Source organism: Kitasatospora sp. NPDC097605, from assembly GCF_040302725.1.
Taxonomy (GTDB): Bacteria; Actinomycetota; Actinomycetes; order Streptomycetales; family Streptomycetaceae; genus Kitasatospora.
In genome coordinates this window covers 1-18,488 of record NZ_JBEOSF010000038.1, presented here as the reverse complement: position 1 = coordinate 18,488, position 18,488 = coordinate 1, and the positions used below count along the sequence as shown (strand labels likewise).

The following is an 18,488-nucleotide window of genomic DNA, read 5'->3' as shown; positions in this document are numbered from 1 at the left end:
CACAACGAACAGCCATGGCTGACACGCCTGTGAATGTCACCGGGAACACCCCCGGCTCCACCACCGCCGGTTCGATCGAGGTCGGCACCGCCGGTGCCGGCGCCCAGCTGGCCGGCCCCGGCACCGGCCGGGACACCGTCCGGCAGCCGATCGACGCCCGCGTCGCGGTCGAGCCGTCCTACGACGTCGCGGACTTCCCGGTGCCCACCGGCCGCGAGGAGGACTGGCGGTTCACCCCGCTGCACCGCCTCGGCGGCCTGCACGACGGCACCGCCGTCGACGCCGAGAAGGGCGAGGACAAGGTCGAGCTGAGCCTGCCCGAGGGCGTCACCGCCGAGACCGTCGGCCGCGACGACGCCCGCCTCGGCAAGGCCGGCAAGCCGGTCGACCGGGTCGCCGCGCAGGCGTTCAGCGCCTTCGAGCAGGCGCTCGTGGTCACCGTCCCCAAGGAGACGGTGCTCACCGAGCCGGTGCGGATCGACGTGCACGGCGAGGGCGGCACCCGCTTCGCCCACGTGGTCGTCGACGTCAAGCCGTTCGCCGAGGCCGTCGTGCTGCTGAACCACACCGGCACCGGCACCCGGGCCGCCAACGTCGAGCTGCTGCTCGGCGACGGCGCCAAGCTCACCTTCGTCTCGGTGCAGGACTGGGACCGCGACGCGGTGCACGCCGCCCAGCACACCGCGCTGATCGGCCGCGACGCCTCGCTGAAGTCCGTCGTCGTCACCTTCGGCGGCGACCTGGTCCGCCTGCACCCGCGGGTCACCTACGCCGCGCCGGGCGGCGAGGCCGAGCTGTTCGGCCTCTACTTCGCCGACGCCGGCCAGCACCTGGAGCACCGGCTGGTCATCGACCACGACACGCCGCACTGCCGCTCCAACGTGGTCTACAAGGGCGCGCTGCAGGGCCAGGACGCGCACGCCGTGTGGATCGGCGACGTGCTGATCCGCGCCGCCGCCGAGGGCACCGACACCTACGAGCACAACCGCAACCTGGTGCTCACCGACGGTGCCCGGGTCGACTCCGTGCCGAACCTGGAGATCGAGACCGGCGAGATCGTCGGCGCCGGCCACGCCTCCGCCACCGGCCGCTTCGACGACGAGCAGCTCTTCTACCTGCAGTCCCGCGGCATCCCGGCCGACGAGGCCCGCCGCCTGGTGGTGCGCGGCTTCTTCGCCGAGCTGGTCCAGCAGATCGGCGTCGCCGAGATCCAGGACCACCTCATGGAGAAGATCGAGTCCGAGCTGGAAGCGGCGGTCTGACACCGATGAGCTTCCTTCGCGCCTGCGCGCTGAGCGAACTGGCTGAGGACGTGCCCAAGCGCGTCGACCTCAACGGCGTCCCGGTCGCCGTCGTCCGCACCGACGAGGGGGTGTTCGCGATCAACGACATCTGCTCGCACGCGAACGTCTCGCTCTCCGAGGGCGAGGTCGAGGACTGCATGATCGAGTGCTGGCTGCACGGCTCCAGCTTCGACCTGCGCACCGGCAAGCCCTCCGGCCTGCCCGCCACCAAGCCGGTCGCTGTCTACCCCGTAAAGATCGAAGGGGACGATGTGCTCGTCTCCGTCAACCAGGAGTCCTGAGTACATATGGCTACCCTTGAAATCCGCGACCTGCACGTCTCCGTCGAGGCGGAGAACGGCCCCCGGGAGATCCTGAAGGGCGTCGACCTGACCGTGAAGCAGGGCGAGACCCACGCGATCATGGGTCCGAACGGCTCCGGCAAGTCCACCCTGGCCTACTCGCTGGCCGGCCACCCCAAGTACACCGTCACCGGCGGCTCCGTCCTGCTGGACGGCGAGGACGTCCTGGAGATGTCCGTCGACGAGCGCGCCCGGGCCGGCGTCTTCCTGGCGATGCAGTACCCGGTCGAGGTCCCCGGTGTCTCGGTCTCCAACTTCCTGCGCACCGCCGCCACCGCCGTCCGCGGCGAGGCCCCCAAGCTGCGGCTGTGGGTGAAGGAGGTCAAGGAGGCGATGGCCGCCCTCCAGATGGACCCGGCCTTCGCCGAGCGCAACGTCAACGAGGGCTTCTCCGGCGGTGAGAAGAAGCGCCACGAGATCCTCCAGCTGGAGCTGCTCAAGCCGAAGATCGCGATCCTCGACGAGACCGACTCCGGCCTGGACGTCGACGCGCTGCGGGTCGTCTCCGAGGGCATCAACCGGGTGCGTTCGACCGGTGAGGTGGGCACCCTGCTGGTCACCCACTACACCCGCATCCTGCGGTACATCAAGCCCGACCAGGTCCACGTCTTCGCGGGCGGCCGCATCGTCGAGTCCGGCGGTGCCGAGCTGGCCGACAAGCTGGAGGAGGAGGGCTACGAGGCCTACGTGAAGGGTGGCGCGTCCGAGTGACCCGTACGCACGAGTCGGCGGTCCTGCCGGGCCTGCTCGACACCGACGCGATCCGCAAGGACTTCCCGGTCCTGCAGCGCCTGCTGCACGACGACAAGCCGCTGGTCTACCTGGACAACGCGGCCACCTCGCAGAAGCCCCGCCAGGTGCTCGACGCGCTGAACGCCTACTACGAGCGGCACAACGCCAACGTCCACCGCGGCGTGCACGTGCTCGCCGAGGAGGCCACGGCGCTGTACGAGGGCGCCCGGGACAAGGTGGCGGCGTTCGTCAACGCGCCGAGCCGCGACGAGGTGATCTTCACCAAGAACGCCTCCGAGTCGCTCAACCTGGTCGCCAACATGCTCGGCTGGGCCGACGAGCCGTACCGGGTCGACAAGGACTCCGAGATCGTCATCACGGAGATGGAGCACCACTCCAACATCGTGCCGTGGCAGCTGCTCGCGCAGCGCACCGGCGCGAAGCTGAAGTGGTTCGGGCTGACCGACGAGGGCCGGCTCGACCTGTCCGACATCGACGAGCTGATCACCGAGAAGACCAAGGTGGTCTCCTTCACCCTGGTCTCCAACCTGCTCGGCACCGTCAACCCGGTCGAGGCGATCGTGCGCAAGGCGCAGGACGTCGGCGCGCTGGTCGTGATCGACGCCTCGCAGGCCGCCCCGCACATGGTGCTGGACGTCCAGGCGCTGGAGGCCGACTTCGTCGCCTTCACCGGACACAAGATGCTGGCCCCGACCGGCATCGGCGTGCTCTGGGGCCGCCAGGAGCTGCTGGAGGACCTCCCGCCGTTCCTCGGCGGCGGCGAGATGATCGAGACCGTCACCATGGGCTCGTCCACCTACGCCCCGGCGCCGCACAAGTTCGAGGCCGGCACCCCGCCGATCGCCCAGGCGGTCGGGCTCGGCGCGGCCATCGACTACCTGTCCGGCATCGGCATGGAGCGGATCGCCGCCCATGAGCACGCCATCACCGCGTACGCGGTCGAGCGGCTGCTGGAGGTCCCGGACCTGCGGATCATCGGCCCGCGCACGGCGGTCGACCGCGGCGCGGCGATCTCGTTCACCCTGGGCGACATCCACCCGCACGACGTGGGCCAGGTGCTCGACGAGCAGGGCATCGCGGTGCGCGTCGGTCACCACTGCGCGCGGCCGGTCTGCCTGCGGTACGGAATTCCGGCGACCACGCGGGCGTCGTTCTACCTGTACTCGACGCCGGGCGAGGTCGACGCGCTGATCGACGGCCTGCACCACGTCCGGAACTTCTTCGGCTGACGGGACGGGGCAACGCGACCATGAAGCTCGACTCGATGTACCAGGACATCATCCTGGACCACTACCGCAACCCGCACGGCAAGGGTCTGCGCGACGGTGACGCCGAGGTGCACCACGTCAACCCGACCTGCGGCGACGAGATCACCCTGCGGGTGAAGCTCGACGGCGCCACCGTCGCGGACGTCTCGTACGAGTCCCAGGGCTGTTCGATCAGCCAGGCCAGTGCCTCGGTGCTGAACGACCTGGTGGTCGGCAAGACCGTGGGCGAGGCGCAGGCGGTCCAGGAGGCCTTCCTGGAGCTGATGCAGAGCAAGGGCCAGGCCGAGGGCGACGAGGAGGTGCTGGAGGACGCCGTCGCGTTCGCCGGCGTCTCCAAGTACCCGGCCCGGGTCAAGTGCGCCCTGCTCAGCTGGATGGCCTGGAAGGACGCCACCGCCAAGGCCCTCGCCGAGCACCCCGCCGTCACCGACTGAGGACACCACATGAGCGACGAAACCACCTCCGCCGCGGAGGAGACGGCCACCGGGCCGGTCGGCACCAGCGCCGGCACCGTCTCCGTCGAGGACCTGACCGAGGCCCTGATGGACGTCGTCGACCCCGAACTGGGCATCGACGTCGTCAACCTCGGCCTGATCTACGGCGTCCACATCGACGAGTCCGACGTGGCCACCATCGACATGACCCTCACCTCGGCGGCCTGCCCGCTGACCGACGTGATCGAGGACCAGGCCAAGACCGCCACCGACGGCCTCGTCCAGGACCTGCGGATCAACTGGGTCTGGATGCCGCCGTGGGGCCCCGACAAGATCACCGACGACGGCCGCGAGCAGCTCCGCGCCCTCGGCTTCAACGTCTGAGACCACCGCGCGAACGCCGCTGCCCCGGAACGTCCGTTCCGGGGCAGCGGCGTTCGCGCGCCCCGTCTCTCGAAGGCGCCTCGCGCGCCTCGCGGAACAGGGCGTTCTCGGGGCTCGCGTCGGTCGGCTCGACCTTGCCGCCGACGATCAATGTCTGAGATCCGCCGATCGTCAACACGCTGCCGCGTAAACCGCTCCTTCGGAGGAAAGGTTCGCGCGGCAGTGGTATATCTGCGAGCGGGCGGCCAGGCTGGTGCCGCGACCTCGGAGGGAGCGAGTCATGTCGGTGGTTGCGTTCGCGCAGTTGCTCCTGCCTGACTCGCCGTACGCCATGTGGGTCCGGGGCGAGCTGGACGACTACCTCCGGCTCCCGGACGACGGTACGCGGGTCGAGGTGATCGGAGGAGAGATCGTCGTGTCGCCGGCGCCGGTATTCGCCCACGGGGGGATCCTCTCCGACATCCAACGGGGCTTCGAGCGGGCCCTCTTCCTGGAGAACGCCTTTCCCTGGCGGGCCGTTCAGGCGATCAACCTGGATCTGGTCCCGGTCGGGGACGGCTACGTCCCCGACCTGGTGCTGCTGCACAAGGAGACCGAGGCGGCGAAGCGGGCGGAGGACGTCCTGCACCTCCACCCACACGACATTGAGCTGGTCGTCGAGGTGACGTCCTCGTCCAATGCCCGCCATGATCGTCGCCCCATGTTCGGGCGACAGATCAAGCCGACCAAGTGGAGCGGGTACGCGCGGAGCGGAGTGCCGTATTACCTGCTGGTCGACCGCGATCCACGGCAGCCGGGTGTCACCTTGTTCGGCGAGCCGAACAAGGGCGAGGGGACGTACGAAACCCTGGGCGAGTGGAAGTTCGGCGAGGCCGTTCGGCTGCCGGAGCCGTTCGGTGTCGAGATCGAACCGATGCGTGGAAGCCCTGGAGCGTGTAGGGCCTGGTGAAATGCCGCCGCCCCGGAACGTTGGTTCCGGGGCGGCGGCATTGCTGTGGGGGGTCAGCCGTGCTTGGGCTTGCGGGCCACGGCGAGGGCCAGGGCGGTGCAGAGGAGGGCGGCGAGGAGGGTGAAGCCGCTGGTGGCGGGGAGGAGGCCGTAGGTCTGGACGAGGGCGCCGACGGCGACGATGGGGAGGGAGGAGCCGAGGTAGACGATGATCCAGAGGGAGGAGAGTTCGGAGCCCCGCCGTTCGGGGTGCATCGCGGTGACGGCGGTGGTGAAGAGGGAGCGGAAGGCGATGCCCTGGCAGGCGCCGCCGAGGACGCTGCCGATGAAGAGCAGGGCGGGGGTGCCGGTGTACTGGGCGGTGACGACCAGGGCGAGGCCGGTGGCCAGGCCGGTCATGCCGAGGGCGATGACCACACGGTCGGCGGTCGGGGGGACGAGCAGCTGGGCGACGGCGGAGGAGCCGAGCAGCAGGGCCGCGACCACGGCGCCGGACAGCTTGGAGTCGGTGTGCAGCAGCTTGGCGGCGAAGGCCGGGGCCAGGCTGAGGTAGACGCCGAAGACCGCGTAGGAGATGAAGCCGGCCGAGGCCGCGAGCAGGAAGTCGCGGCGGCCGGTGCGCGGCAGGCGGGGGCGCTGGGGGCGCAGGTGCGCCGGGGTGGTGATGCGGGGCGGGGAGGCCGGCGGGCGGTTGCGGCCGGGCATCCGGGGGTGGACCAGGGCGAGCGGCACGCAGAGCGCGAGCAGCGCGACGGCGTGCAGCAGGAAGGGCGACAGCAGGGGGTCGGAACCCCCGGCCAGCAGGGCGCCGATCACCGGGCCGAGGGCGACGCCGCCGGCGGAACAGGCCAGGGTGATCTTGGCGGCCAGGGTGGGGCGGTCGGGCATCAGATCGCTGAGGGCGGCACCGGCGGCGGCGGTGGTCAGACCGACGGCGATGCCCTGGACGGCGCGGCCGGCGGCGAGCTGCCAGAAGCTGCCGGAGGTGGCGAACACGACGTCGCCGACGGCGGACAGCGCGACGGCGGGCAGGATCAGGGCGCGCCGGCCGAGGTGGTCGGACCAGTGGCCGACCACGGCCAGCACCGGGACCAGCGCGAACACGTAGATCGCGAAGAGCACGGTGGTGTCGAGCGCGGTCAGGTGCAGCTGCTGTTGGAGGAGCGAGTAGATCGGCGTGGCCAGGTTGGCGCCGATCAGCATGAGCAGCAGGGCGGCGGCGACGAGGCCGACGCGCACTCCGCGCAGCGCGTTCCAGCGGCTGATCGCGGAGAGCTGGAGCTGGGCGCGGGGCGCGAGCTCCAGGGGAAGCAGGGCCTCCGACAGTCGGCGTCCGTGGAACTGCGCGGTGCGCAGGCCGGAGCCGGCGGGGGAGAGGTCCGCCATGGCAGGGGTCTCCTGTGGCCGGGCACCACCCGGGTCGGCGGGGTGTGCCGGCGCGCCCGTCCTGGCGGCGCTGTGGTGGTGGCCTCGGTGCGGGCTCCCTGGTGGGGCAGGTGAGCTGAGAGGGGGGCTACGTTGCCCGTCGGCGCGCGCGGGGTTGTGCGCGGTACCGACTTCGAAGGATAAGGGGTGGGCGCGCGGTTCCGGCGCGCGCCCCTCGAGGCCGGGCGTCGGGGGTGCCCGGCCTATACGCTGAGGTGGTGGACCGGTGACGCGGAGGTGATCTCCGCGGTTCGGCCGGCTGACCGCTCGGCGTAGGGAGAACGCGCAACGATGGCCGCACGACGTCGTAGGAACGCCGACACCCCGGCGGCGGGTGCGCCGGGCGAGGGCGCGGTGCTGCCCGCCGACCTGGAGCTGCAGGATCTGTACGGGGCGTTCGCCGCGCACGGGCTGGACGACGACGACCTGGACGACGCGGCCGTGCTGGTACCACCGGTCACCCTGCCGTCCGAGGCCGGGCTGGCCGAGCAGGCGAAGGCCGTCCCGATGCTCGGCTGGGCGCTGAAGCTGGCCCGCTGGACCGCCCCGCACCGCGCGGTGGACGAGTTCGGCGACCTCACCGGCCCGGACCGGGCCCCGGCCGCCCGGCTGCTGGGCCTGGCCCCCGAGGAGGGGGACGCACCGGAGGAGGCGGTGGTCGAGGCGATGCGCGCCTGGTCGCTGGCCTGTGACCTGGACCTGGTGGAGATCGGCACCACGGCCGCCGGCGAGCACGTGGCGATCCCCGGCCCGGACCTGGAGCCGGCCGAGGAGGGGGACGCCGACACCGTCCTGGAGCTGTGGCTGACGGCCGCCGGGATCGTCCGCGAGCTGGCGGTGGAGGCCGACTCGCAGGAGCTGGAGTCCGGCCAGGCGGAGGACGAGACCGACGAGGACGGCCTGAACGAGGTCGAGGACGCCCGCGACGAGGCCGCCGAACTGCTCGACGAGGCGCTCCAGGTGCTCTACGAGACCACCGCCTTCGCCGAGCCGGGCAACGAGACGGTGCCGCTGGGCGTGCTGGCGGCGCTGCTGGTGGTCCCGGAGGGCGAGGAGCCGAGCGACGAGCTGCTCGGCGACATCACCGAGGTGATGGTCTCCCTGGACCCGATGCTCGCCGACCTCGCCGAGCTGGGTCTGCTGGAGTACCGGCCGATCGACCCCGAGCTCTTCGACGAGGAGGAGGAAGGGGAGGCCCCCGGTCCGGACGGGCCGGCCGAGCTGGACGAGGCGGAGTCCGCCCGGTTCGGGCTGGTCCGGCTCACCCCGCTGGGCCAGTACGGGATCCGGCAGTGGCTGCTGGAGGACGGCTACGACGCGCCGCTGGTCGGGGACCTGGCCCGGGGCGACGCCGCCGACCTGCTGCGCGGGATCAGTGAGGCCGCCAATGTGCTGCCCGAGGAGGAGCTGAAGGTCTGGGTGGCCGGCCGGGAGCCGGTGGCGGCGGCGCGCGAGCTGCTGGCGGCGGCGCGCGGCACCGACGCGTACGCCCCGATGCGGCGGCTGCTCTGCCACTCGGCGCTGACCCTGCTCGGCGCGCCCGCCGAGCCGGCCGTCCGGGAGGTGCTGGACGACCCGGAGCTGGGCGGCGGCGCGCGGGCCTGGCTGGTCTCGCTCGGCCTGCCGGACGTGCCGGTGCCGGACCGGGCGATGGCGCTGTGGACGGTCGTGGACGCCTTCGCGGCGCAGCTGCTGGACACCGGCGGCGATCCGGACCAGCTGCGCGACCTGGTCGCCGAGCTGCCGGTGACGGACGACCCGGTGGGCTACTTCGGCGAGCTGTGGCGGGTCGAGCACCCCTACACGGCGGACGTGCTGGAGGCGGTCGGCGAGCTGCATCCGGACCGGGCGGTGGCGAAGGAGGCCCGCAAGGCGGCGTTCAAGGCCCGCTCCCAGGGCTGAGCCCCGGTTCCGCCGGTCAGTTCGGCAGGTCCAGCGAGCCGTCCTGGGTGAAGGCGAAGAACGGGTTGTGGGCCAGCTCCCAGAGGTGGCCGTCCGGGTCCTCGAAGTACCCGGAGTAACCGCCCCAGTGGGTGGCGGCCGGTGCCTTGACCACGATGGCGCCGGCCGCCACCGCCGTCTCCAGGGCGGCGTCCACCAGGGCCGGGGACTCCAGGTTCACGGCGAGGGTGACGCCGCGGAAGGCCGGTTCGCCGGCGGACGGTACGCCCGCGTCCGCGGCCAGCTCCTCGTGCGGGAAGAGGCCGAGCACCGAGTCGGCGGTGCGGAACCAGACGATCTCCGGGCTGGACACGGCGGAGCGGTGCCAGCCGAGCGCCTCGTAGAAGCGGGCACTGCGGTCGAGGTCGGCCACACCGAGGGTGACGATGCTGAGCCGGGCCGGGAAGGACGTGGTTGCTGTCATGCCCGCCAGCCTAGGGTCCCTCTTCAAACCCCCGCCTGCCGGCCGGGCGGACGACGGGGGTTTGAAGACGGACCCTGGGGAGGGGGACCGACAGCGGCGCCCCGGGCGGGGCCGTCCGGCGGGGCGCCCGATCCGCCCGGTGCGCAAAGGGCCTGATGACCCGGCAGGTCGGGCCACGTATCGTTGCCCGGGTGTCGACGGCACGGTGAGGACGGCGAGGCAGGGGGTGCGGCGCGGGATGACGCGGACGAGCGGAGGGGGCCGGGACGGCCGGTACGGGGACGGTCCGGGGACGGTGGACCCGTGCGACCGCGCGGGGGGCCACCTGCGGGAACGCCCGGACGGGCACCCGGACCACTGCGCCGGCGAACCCGTGGACGGGTACCCCGACGGGTCCCCGGCCGGTGATCTGGAGGAGTTCCTGGCCGTCCAGGAGGACCTCGCCCGCCGCACCCTCGTCGCCGCCGACTTCCCGGTGTACGGCATCGCGCCGGTGCCCGGCCTGGGCGGCGGCGCGCTGGTCGCCTACGGGACGGCCGACGGCGGCGCACCGGACGGTGGCGCACCGGACGGCGGCCTCCCGGGCACCGGGCAGCCGGGCACCGGGTTGCCGGGCGCCGGGTCGTCCGCCGCGCCCGGCTGGATCGAGCTCGGCTTCGGCGACTGGACCTCGCCGGACGGCCCCTACGTCACCGTGCGCACCCACCGCCCCGGCGCCGACCGCTACGAGCCGCTGCCCGAGCTGGAGGACGTCGTCGAGGACGAGCGCGACCGGGTCTACGAGCAGCTCGGCGTCGACGAGGGCGACACCCCCGCCCGGGTCCGGGCACTGCGCGAGTGGATCACCGTCGACGGGGAGTCGCGCGCCGTCGAGGTGCACGAGGACCGGCGCGGCCTGTGGTCCGGCGCGGCGCTGCCCGGCTGCTGCCCGATCGGCGGCGCCGAGCCGGTCTGGGCGGGCCGCTTCCGGGTGGACGGGCTGACCGTCACGGTCTGCGGGCGCGGCGTGCCGCCGGGCGGTGTCGAGCTGGCGCGGATCCGGGACCACGAGCGCTGCCTGAGCGGGCGCACCGCGCTGCTGCGCGAGCTGGCCCTGCGCCGCGGCCGGGACCTGCCGGTGGAGCAGCGCGAGCTCTCCCCGGCCGCCGGGCTGGAGGCGCACCGGGCGGTGATCGCGCACGGCATCGTCGAGGCCGCCGCCCTGGAGGCGCGGCTGCGCTCCGGGCGCCCGCCCCGGCCGCCCCGGGGGGCGCGCGCGGAGGCGGGCGCGCTGCGCTGGGAGGCGGCGGTGCGCCAGCAGATGCGGCTGGCCTCGGAGACCCGGGCGGAGGCGGCCGAGGCGGTGGCCGCGATGGTCGAACAGCTCGGCCGGCTCTCCCAGCTGACGCACTGGGTGGTGGGCACGCCGGAGGGCGACGCCGCGATGGAGGAGTCGATCCGGTACACGGTGTTCGCCAGCGAGGTGGCGAGCGTGCCGGCGCAGCGCGCCTGGCGGCAGGTCCGGCGCGGGGAGCGCGGGGAGCACCGGATGGGCGAGCAGCTGTGGCTGGCGGCCTGGGAGCAGTGGCGGGCGGCGCGGGCCGGGAGCTGAGCTGACGGCCCGTCGGAGGTGGAACGGGCGGTGACGGCGGCCCGACCTGCGGTGTGACCGGTGGTGACCACGCAAAAGTTGAGTCATGGGTTCGCATAAGGTCGGCAAATGACCACCCTGCCGAGGCGTCCGCTTCACCGGGTGTTCACCGGACGGGCCGAGTCTGCTGGGCGTCGACGACCACCTCGACACCTCGCACGGCCACGCACCGGGAGCGTTCCCGGTCGGCGCCCGACCCCTCAGGAGTGACTGCCATGTCGCTGTCCCGCCGGGACTTCGTCAACCGTTCCACCATCGTCGGGGCCGGCGTTCTGATCGCCGGCAGCGCCGAGGCGCTGGCCAGCGCGCCGGGTGCGATCGCCGCGCCGGCCGGTGGCGAGGTGCCGGTCGCCGAGGCCGCCGCGGCCGAGCGCGTCGCCGTCGGCTACGGCCCGCTGGTCGCCGACCCGGAGGGCCTGCTCGCGCTGCCCAAGGGCTTCAAGTACAAGGTCCTGAACCGCGCCGGCGTCAGCAAGCTGCGCACCGGCGAGTTCACCCCGAGCAACCACGACGGCACCTCGGCGTTCGAGGACGAGCGCGGCGGCAACCTGCTGGTCGTCAACCACGAGCTGGGCGGCGCCCGCGCCAACTGGCCGAACCCGGTCCCGCTGACCGAGGGCCACGTCTACGACCCGGGCGCGGCCGGCGGCTGCACCATCGTGCACGCCAAGGCCAACGGCAAGGTCGAGCAGTGGGTCGGCATCGCCGGCACCGCCACCAACTGCGCCGGTGGCGTCACCCCGTGGGGCACCTGGCTGTCCGGCGAGGAGACCGAGGACAAGGCCGGCAAGAACGGCTTCACCAAGGACCACGGCTACATCTTCGAGGTCGACCCGTTCGACGACGACTACAACCGCGACCCGCAGCCGGTGAAGGCGTTCGGCCGCTTCGCCCACGAGGCCGTCGTCGTCGACCCGAAGCGCGCCCACGTCTACCTGACCGAGGACGCGGGCAACCCCAACGGCCTGCTGTTCCGCTGGACCCCGCCGGCCGGCTTCAAGCACGGCCGCTACCAGCTGCGCAAGCTGGCCGCCGACGCCGGTGTGCTGGAGGCCTTCAAGGTCTTCGACGCCCAGGGCAAGTTCATCGACGACCTGTCCCGCGCCACCAAGGTCGGTACCACCTACGGCGTGGACTGGGTCAAGGTCGAGGACCGCGACGCCAAGACCGTCTCCATCCGCAAGCAGTTCAAGGACGGCGAGGTCACCCGCGCCCGCAAGCTCGAGGGCATGTGGTGGGGCGACGGCGGCTTCTACTTCGTCTCCAGCTTCGCCCGCTCGGAGAGCCCGCTGCAGCACGACGGCCAGGTCTGGTTCTACAACCCGGCCCGCCGCACCATCACCCTGAAGGTCCTGCTGGGCGTCAACAACGACGTCTGGGGCGACCACGACAACTTCGACGGCCCGGACAACATCACCGTCTCGCCCTACGGCGGCATCGTGATCGCCGAGGACGGCGAGGGTGTCTCGCACCTGTTCGGCGCCACCGAGGACGGCCTGACCTACGCGATCGCCCGCAACGAGCTGAACATCGGCACCGCCGAGAAGCCCGAGTTCAGCGAGTTCACCGGCGTCACCTTCTCGGACGACGGCAAGACCCTGTTCGCCAACATCCAGACCCCGGGCATCCAGCTGGCCATCACCGGCCCGTGGCACCGCCTGAACGAGCACAAGCGCGGCCAGGGCTACGGCCAGTGAGCTGAGCGCGAGTGATCGCCAGGGGCCCGCTCCTCGGAGCGGGCCCCTTCCGCGTGCTCAGGACGGCCTCGGCCGAGGAGGTGCTCACGGCTCGGCCGGCAGCCGCAGCTGGAGCATGGCGAGCAGCCGCTGCTGCGGCTGGGCCAGGTCGATGCCGGTCAGCTGCTCCGCCCGGCGGACCCGGTAGCGCAGGGTGTTGGGGTGGATGTGCAGGGCGTCCGCCGCGACCCGGACCTCGCCGAGCGCGTCCAGCCAGGCCAGCACCGACTCGGCGAGCCTGGTGCCGTGCCGCCGGTCGTACTCGGCCAGCGCGGTGAGCCGCGGGTCGCGCAGGCCGCCGCGCTCCTGGAGCAGCGCCAGCATCTCGCTGACCAGCACCTCCGCCTGGACGTCGATCAGCGCCGCGACCTCCAGGTCCACCCCGCCGCGGCCCATCGCGTCCAGGATCCGGTCCGCCTGCGCGCGTGACTCGGGCACCCGGGCGAGGCCGTCCACCGTCGAGCCGATCGCCGCGCGCAGCGGGACGCCCAGGTGGTCCCGGGCCGCCTCGACCACCTCCTGCGCCCAGCCGCGCACGGTGGCCATCGCCAGGTTGGCGGGCAGTTCGGGCAGCAGCACGTAGACCCGGGACTCGATCGGCGCGAGCAGCGCGGCGCGGTGCCGGGCCGCCGTGTGCACCGAGATCAGGCCGGTCACCTCGGCCCGGGTCAGCTGCTCCGTGGTTCCCGCGCTGTACGCCAGCACGGTGGCCGGGCGGCGCAGGTCGAGCCCCAGGTGGGTGGCGAGCGACTGCGGGCCGGTGGAGCCCTCCAGCAGGCCGGTGAGCAGGGTCTGGGTCAGCCGGACGTCCGCGGACAGCTCCCGGCGCCGGCGCACCAGCTGGGCCGCCGCGACCCGGGCCGCGCCGACCAGCGCCTGCTCGGCCAGCGGCGCGAGCGGCTGGGCGCCCTCCTGCACCCAGATGGTGCCGAGCGGCTGCGCGCCCGCCCGGATGCCGATCGCCAGCCGGCGGCGCAGGCCCAGCTCCGGGTGCGGGTCGACCGCGATGGCGGTGTCCGAGCTGCGCAGGTGCTGGAAGACGCCCCACTCGCGGAGCTTGGACAGGTACGGCTCGGGGCCCTGCCAGCCGAGGATGGAGAGCCGGCGCAGGTCGTCGACCTCGTCGGAGTCGGAGGAGCGGGAGTAGGCGAGCACCCGGCTGGAGGTGTCCTCGATCGAGACGATGCCGTTGGTGAGGACGGCGACGGTCTGGGCGAGCGAGAACAGGTCACCGGCGTTGTGCTCGGCGCTGCCGGGGGCGTCCGGGGCGTCCGGGCCGGCGATGATCGCGCGGGCGAGCGAGTCGAGGTGCTCCCAGCGGGTCTCCCGGCGCACCGAGAGCAGGGCGACGCCCGCCTCGGTGGCCGCCTCGCGCAGCGCGTCGGCCTGCCCGGGGGCGTCCAGCTTGACGGCCACCGCGGCGGCCCGGGCCCGCCCGGCGGCGCGCAGCGCGGGGAGCGCGGCCCGGCCGCGGGCGCCGATGGCGAGCACGAGTTCGCCGGGGGCGGCGGTCGGCGGGTCCTCGGGGTCGAGGATGGCGACGTCGCGCACCGGGACGTCCAGCCCGTTCGGCGCGGCCTGGAGCTCGACCAGCGGCTCGCCCAGGGACATCAGCAGTTGCCGCAGCGGGAGGCCGGGAGTGGTCATGCGGGCCTCCTCGGAGTGTCCGGCGGGTGGCTTTCGTCCGAATCATTCATCCGGGCGGACAACGCCGTCCGGATGATTTTAGCCGTCCGGCCAATCAAGTGGGGCCCGGTGCAGGAATAGCGTTCGTCATGTGGCCGGCGTGCGACCCGCGTCGGTATCCCCCCGCATGAAACGAAGGAGAGCGTGCGCTCATGGACGCTGTGACCCAGGTCCCCGCGCCGGTGAACGAGCCGGTCCACAGCTACGCCCCGGGCAGCCCGGAACGGGCCCGTCTGGAGGCCAAGCTGAAGGAGCTGGGCGGCCAGGAGCCGGTCCAGCTGACCATGACGATCAACGGTGAGCGCCGGATGGGCGGCGGCACCGAGTTCCACGTCGTCCAGCCGCACAACCACGCGGCGAGGCTCGGCACCCTGCGCAACGCCACCCAGGCGGACGCGCAGGAGGCCATCGACACTGCCCTGGCCGCGGCTCCGGCCTGGCAGGCGCTCTCCTTCGACTCCCGCGCCGCGATCTTCCTGCGCGCCGCCGACCTGCTGGCCGGCCCCTGGCGCGAGACGCTGGCCGCCGCCACCATGCTCGGCCAGTCCAAGACCGCGCAGCAGGCGGAGATCGACACCCCCTGCGAGCTGGTCGACTTCCTGCGCTTCAACGTGCACTTCGCCCGCCAGATCATGGCCGAGCAGCCGATCTCCTCGGACGGCGTGTGGAACCGCAGCGACCACCGCCCGCTGGAGGGCTTCGTCTACGCGATCACCCCGTTCAACTTCACCGCCATCGCCGGCAACCTGCCGACCGCGCCGGCGCTGATGGGCAACGTGGTGCTGTGGAAGCCCTCGCCGACCCAGCAGTTCTCCGCGCACCTGCTGATGCAGCTGCTGGAGGAGGCCGGCCTGCCCAAGGGCGTCATCAACATGGTGACCGGCGACGGCCTGGACGTCTCCGCCGTCGCGCTGAAGCACCCGGCGCTGGCCGGCATCCACTTCACCGGCTCCACCGCGACCTTCCAGCACCTGTGGCGCGAGGTCGGCAACAACATCTCCGGCTACCGCACCTACCCGCGGATCGTCGGCGAGACCGGCGGCAAGGACTTCCTGGTCGCCCACCCGTCCGCCGACAAGGCCGTGCTGAAGACCGCGATGACCCGCGGCGCCTTCGAGTTCCAGGGCCAGAAGTGCTCCGCCCTGTCCCGCGCCTACGTCCCGGCCTCGATCTGGGCCGAGCTGAAGGACGAGTTCCGCGACGAGGTCGAGAGCCTCACCATGGGCGACGTCACCGATCTGTCGAACTTCATGTCGGCCGTCATCGACGACCGCTCGTTCGCCAAGAACAAGGCCGCCATCGACCGCGCCCAGGCCGACCCCGCGGTCGAGGTCCTGGCCGGCGGCACCTACGACGACTCGGTCGGCTACTTCGTCCGCCCGACCGTCCTGGTCTGCGAGGACCCGGCGAGCGAGTACTTCAAGGACGAGTACTTCGGCCCGATCCTGGCCGTGCACGTCTACGAGGACGACACGTACGACGAGATGCTGGCCCAGATGGAGTCGGTGTCGGCCTACGGCCTGACCGGCTCGATCATCTCCCAGGACCGTGAGGCCGTGCAGCACGCGATGCGGAAGCTGCGCTTCGCCGCCGGCAACTTCTACATCAACGACAAGCCGACCGGCGCGGTCGTCGGCCAGCAGCCGTTCGGCGGCGGCCGGGCCTCGGGCACCAACGACAAGGCCGGTGCCAAGCAGAACCTGGCGCGGTGGACCTCGACCCGCTCGGTCAAGGAGACCTTCGTCCCGCCGACGGACTACCGCTACCCGCACATGGGCTGAGTGCCCCGCCGGGACCCCGCAGGGTCCCCTGACGCCCCGGTCCCGCAGCCGGGCGCGTCTCCCACGGGCGGCGGTCCGACCACCCCCCTCGGTCCGCCGCCCGTCACTTTCTGCCACCCTTAGAAGCACCAGCTCCAGGAGTCACGATGCTCCGTTCCGCCCTCCTCGCGGCCTCCCGCTCCTCGCAGGTCCGCACCGTCGTCGAGAAGTTCCCGCCGACCCACGCGATAGTCGAGCGGTTCGTCGCCGGCGAGGCCCTCGACGACGCCGTCACCGCCTGCGACGACCTGGTCGCCACCGGCCGCAAGGTCACCCTGGACCACCTGGGCGAGGACACCCGCGACGCCGCCCAGGCCGCCGGCACCGCCGAGGCGTACGAGCACCTGCTCAAGGCGCTCAAGGAGACCGGCCTGGCGGCCGGCGCCGAGGTCTCGGTCAAGCTCTCGGCCGTCGGCCAGTTCCTCCCGGTGGACGGCGAGAAGATCGCCCTGGAGAACGCCCGCCGGATCTGCGCGGCCGCCGCCGACGCCGGCACCACGGTGACCCTCGACATGGAGGACCACACCACCACCGACTCCACCCTCGCCATCGCCCGCGAGCTGCGCGAGGACTTCCCCTGGCTGGGCGTCGTCCTGCAGGCCTACCTGCGCCGCACCGAGGACGACTGCCGCGAGTTCTCCGGCGCCGGCTCGCGCGTGCGCCTGTGCAAGGGCGCCTACAAGGAGCCCGAGTCGGTCGCCTTCCAGGGCAAGCACGAGGTCGACCTCGCGTACGTCCGCGCGCTCAAGATCCTGATGGCCGGCGAGGGCTACCCGATGATCGCCTCGCACGACCCCAACATGATCAAGATCGCCGGCCAGCTGGCCCAGTGGAACGGCCGCAAGCGGGACTCCTTCGAGTACCAGATGCTCTACGGCATCCGCCCCGAGGAGCAGCTGCGCCTCGCCGGCGAGGGCAACACCATGCGCGTGTACCTCCCGTACGGCCAGGAGTGGTACGGCTACTTCATGCGCCGCCTCGCCGAGCGCCCGGCCAACCTGACCTTCTTCCTGCGCGCCATGGCCACCCGCGGCTGACGCCCCCGCACACCGAACGGCCCGCGCCCTCCCCGGAGGGCGCGGGCCGTCGTGCGTGCTGCTGGAGGACGCCACCCCGGCCACCGACCGGAGGCCCCGGGGGCGGAGTCAGCGGCCGTCTCCCCGGATCAGCCGCAGGGTGGGCCCGGTGTTCTCGGCCGGCTGCTCGGCCGGCTCGTCCGGGAGGTCGCCGAGGTCCGGGAACGCCCGGTGGGCCATGGCGCGCAGCCGCGCCTTGCGTTCGTCGTCGGCTTCCTCGTCACCCGGGTAGAAGGCGAAGCACCGGGCGCCGGTGGCCTCGTCCTCCCAGCTGTGACTGCGGTAGTTCGGCGGCGGCTGTTCTTCCGGCACGGGGGCCTCCGGTGGTCGGGGGCTCCACCGTAGGCGACCGGGCGGGTGGGGGACAGGGGCCGTGAGGGCGGTCGGGCGGTGAGGCCTCGTCGCGGCTGCCGGATTTCACCCGACGGGGGGAAGGGGTGGTCGGCATAGGATCGGAGAGGTGGTGAACTCGGAGGTGACCGAGAGGAGTTGACGTGGTGGTCAAGCGGTTCGCGGAGTTGTCGACGCCGTTGGTGGCGGACGCGTGCGTGCGGGTGGGGGTGGCGGTGCGGGCGGCGCCGGCGGGGGTGCGGGGGGTGGTTCCGGGGAGCCGGGTGGCCGGGCGCGTGCTGCCGGTGCGGCACTACGGGAGCGTGGACGTGTTCCTGGAGGCGTACGGCGCGGCCGAGCCCGGGGACGTCGTGGTGATCGACAACGGCGGGCGGACCGACGAGGCGTGCGTCGGGGACCTCGCCGTGCTGGAGGCCCGGGCCGCCGGAGCCGCCGGGGTGGTGGTGTGGGGGCTGCACCGGGACACCCCGGAGCTGGTGGAGATCGGGCTGCCGGTGTTCAGCTACGGCAGCCTGCCGGTCGGGCCGCTGCGGCTGGACGGGCGGGAGCCGCAGGCGCTGGCCAGCGCCAGGTTCGGGCCGCATCTGGTGGGCGTCGAGGACGTGGTGTTCGCGGACGCCGACGGGGTGCTGTTCGTGCCCGGCGCCCGGCTGGACGAGGTGCTGGAGGCGGCGGCCGGTATCGCCCGCACCGAGCGCGCGCAGGCGCAGCGGATCCGCTCGGGCGACACGCTGCGCCGGCAGACCGCCTTCGACGAGTACCTGGAGCGCCGCGCCGCGGACCCGGCGTACAGCTTCCGGCAGCATCTGCGGCGGGTCGGCGGGGCGATCGAGGAGTGAGCGGACGGCCCGCGCCCCCGGTGGAGAACCGGGTCCCAACATCGGCAGGGCCGAGATGTTCGAGCAGGGGTACGTGGCCGCCAAGTCCGGCCACAGCCGGGGCAGCACCGTCGATCTGACGATCTATC

The 18,488-nt window shown here is 72.8% G+C and carries 17 protein-coding genes and 1 pseudogene; 14 read left to right on the top strand and 4 right to left on the bottom strand.

Annotated features, from left to right (window positions below):
* Nucleotides 1-14: 14 nt before the first annotated feature.
* The 7 genes from sufD to ABTX81_RS31335 all read left to right on the top strand — a co-directional run bounded on the left by sufD (nucleotide 15) and on the right by ABTX81_RS31335 (nucleotide 5,433).
* Nucleotides 15-1,262: a Fe-S cluster assembly protein SufD gene (sufD, locus tag ABTX81_RS31365; RefSeq protein ID WP_350552688.1), complete on the top strand. Its 1,248-nt coding sequence runs from the start codon at nucleotides 15-17 to the stop codon at nucleotides 1,260-1,262.
* Nucleotides 1,263-1,267: 5 nt separating this feature from the next.
* Nucleotides 1,268-1,585, top strand: a complete 318-nt coding sequence (locus ABTX81_RS31360) for a bifunctional 3-phenylpropionate/cinnamic acid dioxygenase ferredoxin subunit (protein WP_344324904.1) — start codon at nucleotides 1,268-1,270, stop codon at nucleotides 1,583-1,585.
* A 6-nt stretch (nucleotides 1,586-1,591) separates the two neighbouring features.
* Complete coding sequence (sufC, locus tag ABTX81_RS31355) at nucleotides 1,592-2,356, top strand: Fe-S cluster assembly ATPase SufC (protein WP_350552684.1); 765 nt, start codon at nucleotides 1,592-1,594, stop codon at nucleotides 2,354-2,356.
* Nucleotides 2,357-2,379: 23 nt separating this feature from the next.
* On the top strand, nucleotides 2,380-3,627 hold the full coding sequence (locus ABTX81_RS31350) for a cysteine desulfurase (RefSeq protein ID WP_350552841.1): 1,248 nt from the start codon (nucleotides 2,380-2,382) through the stop codon (nucleotides 3,625-3,627).
* A gap of 20 nt (nucleotides 3,628-3,647) precedes the next feature.
* Nucleotides 3,648-4,100 carry a Fe-S cluster assembly sulfur transfer protein SufU gene (gene sufU / locus ABTX81_RS31345; protein WP_344324910.1) on the top strand — a complete coding sequence of 151 codons (453 nt, stop codon included), beginning with the start codon at nucleotides 3,648-3,650 and terminating at the stop codon, nucleotides 4,098-4,100.
* A 9-nt stretch (nucleotides 4,101-4,109) separates the two neighbouring features.
* The gene (locus ABTX81_RS31340) at nucleotides 4,110-4,484 is read left to right on the top strand and encodes a metal-sulfur cluster assembly factor (RefSeq protein WP_350552680.1); all 375 of its coding nucleotides are present in this window, start codon (nucleotides 4,110-4,112) and stop codon (nucleotides 4,482-4,484) included.
* 280 nt (nucleotides 4,485-4,764) lie between these two features.
* Entirely contained in the window at nucleotides 4,765-5,433 is a 669-nt protein-coding gene (locus ABTX81_RS31335; protein WP_350552677.1) for a Uma2 family endonuclease, read from the top strand.
* Between the two features lie 53 nt (nucleotides 5,434-5,486).
* On the opposite strand, the gene ABTX81_RS31330 is transcribed toward ABTX81_RS31335, so the two are convergent.
* A complete protein-coding gene (locus tag ABTX81_RS31330) occupies nucleotides 5,487-6,818 on the bottom strand; it encodes an MFS transporter (RefSeq protein ID WP_350552674.1) in 1,332 nt (443 codons plus the stop codon).
* A gap of 330 nt (nucleotides 6,819-7,148) precedes the next feature.
* On the opposite strand from ABTX81_RS31330, the gene ABTX81_RS31325 reads away from it, so the two are divergent.
* On the top strand, nucleotides 7,149-8,759 hold the full coding sequence (locus ABTX81_RS31325; RefSeq protein ID WP_350552671.1) for a hypothetical protein: 1,611 nt from the start codon (nucleotides 7,149-7,151) through the stop codon (nucleotides 8,757-8,759).
* A 16-nt stretch (nucleotides 8,760-8,775) separates the two neighbouring features.
* Here the strand turns inward: ABTX81_RS31325 and ABTX81_RS31320 are convergent, their stop codons facing one another.
* Nucleotides 8,776-9,222 carry a VOC family protein gene (locus ABTX81_RS31320; RefSeq protein ID WP_350552668.1) on the bottom strand — a complete coding sequence of 149 codons (447 nt, stop codon included), beginning with the start codon at nucleotides 9,220-9,222 and terminating at the stop codon, nucleotides 8,776-8,778.
* A 238-nt stretch (nucleotides 9,223-9,460) separates the two neighbouring features.
* On the opposite strand from ABTX81_RS31320, the gene ABTX81_RS31315 reads away from it, so the two are divergent.
* Together ABTX81_RS31315 and ABTX81_RS31310 are read left to right on the top strand one after the other, a co-directional pair.
* Nucleotides 9,461-10,813 (top strand): hypothetical protein, encoded by a 1,353-nt coding sequence (locus ABTX81_RS31315; RefSeq protein ID WP_350552665.1) that lies wholly within the window; start codon nucleotides 9,461-9,463, stop codon nucleotides 10,811-10,813.
* Nucleotides 10,814-11,067: 254 nt separating this feature from the next.
* On the top strand, nucleotides 11,068-12,549 hold the full coding sequence (locus tag ABTX81_RS31310; protein WP_350552662.1) for an alkaline phosphatase PhoX: 1,482 nt from the start codon (nucleotides 11,068-11,070) through the stop codon (nucleotides 12,547-12,549).
* An 84-nt stretch (nucleotides 12,550-12,633) separates the two neighbouring features.
* Here the strand turns inward: ABTX81_RS31310 and ABTX81_RS31305 are convergent, their stop codons facing one another.
* Nucleotides 12,634-14,235 (bottom strand): PucR family transcriptional regulator, encoded by a 1,602-nt coding sequence (locus ABTX81_RS31305; protein ID WP_350552659.1) that lies wholly within the window; start codon nucleotides 14,233-14,235, stop codon nucleotides 12,634-12,636.
* Nucleotides 14,236-14,426: 191 nt separating this feature from the next.
* Between ABTX81_RS31305 and pruA the strand changes: the two genes are divergently transcribed.
* Together pruA and ABTX81_RS31295 are read left to right on the top strand one after the other, a co-directional pair.
* On the top strand, nucleotides 14,427-16,055 hold the full coding sequence (pruA, locus tag ABTX81_RS31300; protein WP_350552656.1) for an L-glutamate gamma-semialdehyde dehydrogenase: 1,629 nt from the start codon (nucleotides 14,427-14,429) through the stop codon (nucleotides 16,053-16,055).
* Nucleotides 16,056-16,201: 146 nt separating this feature from the next.
* Nucleotides 16,202-17,131 carry a proline dehydrogenase family protein gene (locus ABTX81_RS31295; protein WP_350552653.1) on the top strand — a complete coding sequence of 310 codons (930 nt, stop codon included), beginning with the start codon at nucleotides 16,202-16,204 and terminating at the stop codon, nucleotides 17,129-17,131.
* Between the two features lie 108 nt (nucleotides 17,132-17,239).
* Here the strand turns inward: ABTX81_RS31295 and ABTX81_RS31290 are convergent, their stop codons facing one another.
* Nucleotides 17,240-17,482 carry a hypothetical protein gene (locus ABTX81_RS31290; RefSeq protein ID WP_350552650.1) on the bottom strand — a complete coding sequence of 81 codons (243 nt, stop codon included), beginning with the start codon at nucleotides 17,480-17,482 and terminating at the stop codon, nucleotides 17,240-17,242.
* A gap of 185 nt (nucleotides 17,483-17,667) precedes the next feature.
* On the opposite strand from ABTX81_RS31290, the gene ABTX81_RS31285 reads away from it, so the two are divergent.
* Nucleotides 17,668-18,360, top strand: a complete 693-nt coding sequence (locus ABTX81_RS31285; protein WP_350552839.1) for an RraA family protein — start codon at nucleotides 17,668-17,670, stop codon at nucleotides 18,358-18,360.
* A 34-nt stretch (nucleotides 18,361-18,394) separates the two neighbouring features.
* Nucleotides 18,395-18,488, top strand: a pseudogene (locus ABTX81_RS31280) (D-Ala-D-Ala dipeptidase VanX); the annotation flags it as partial.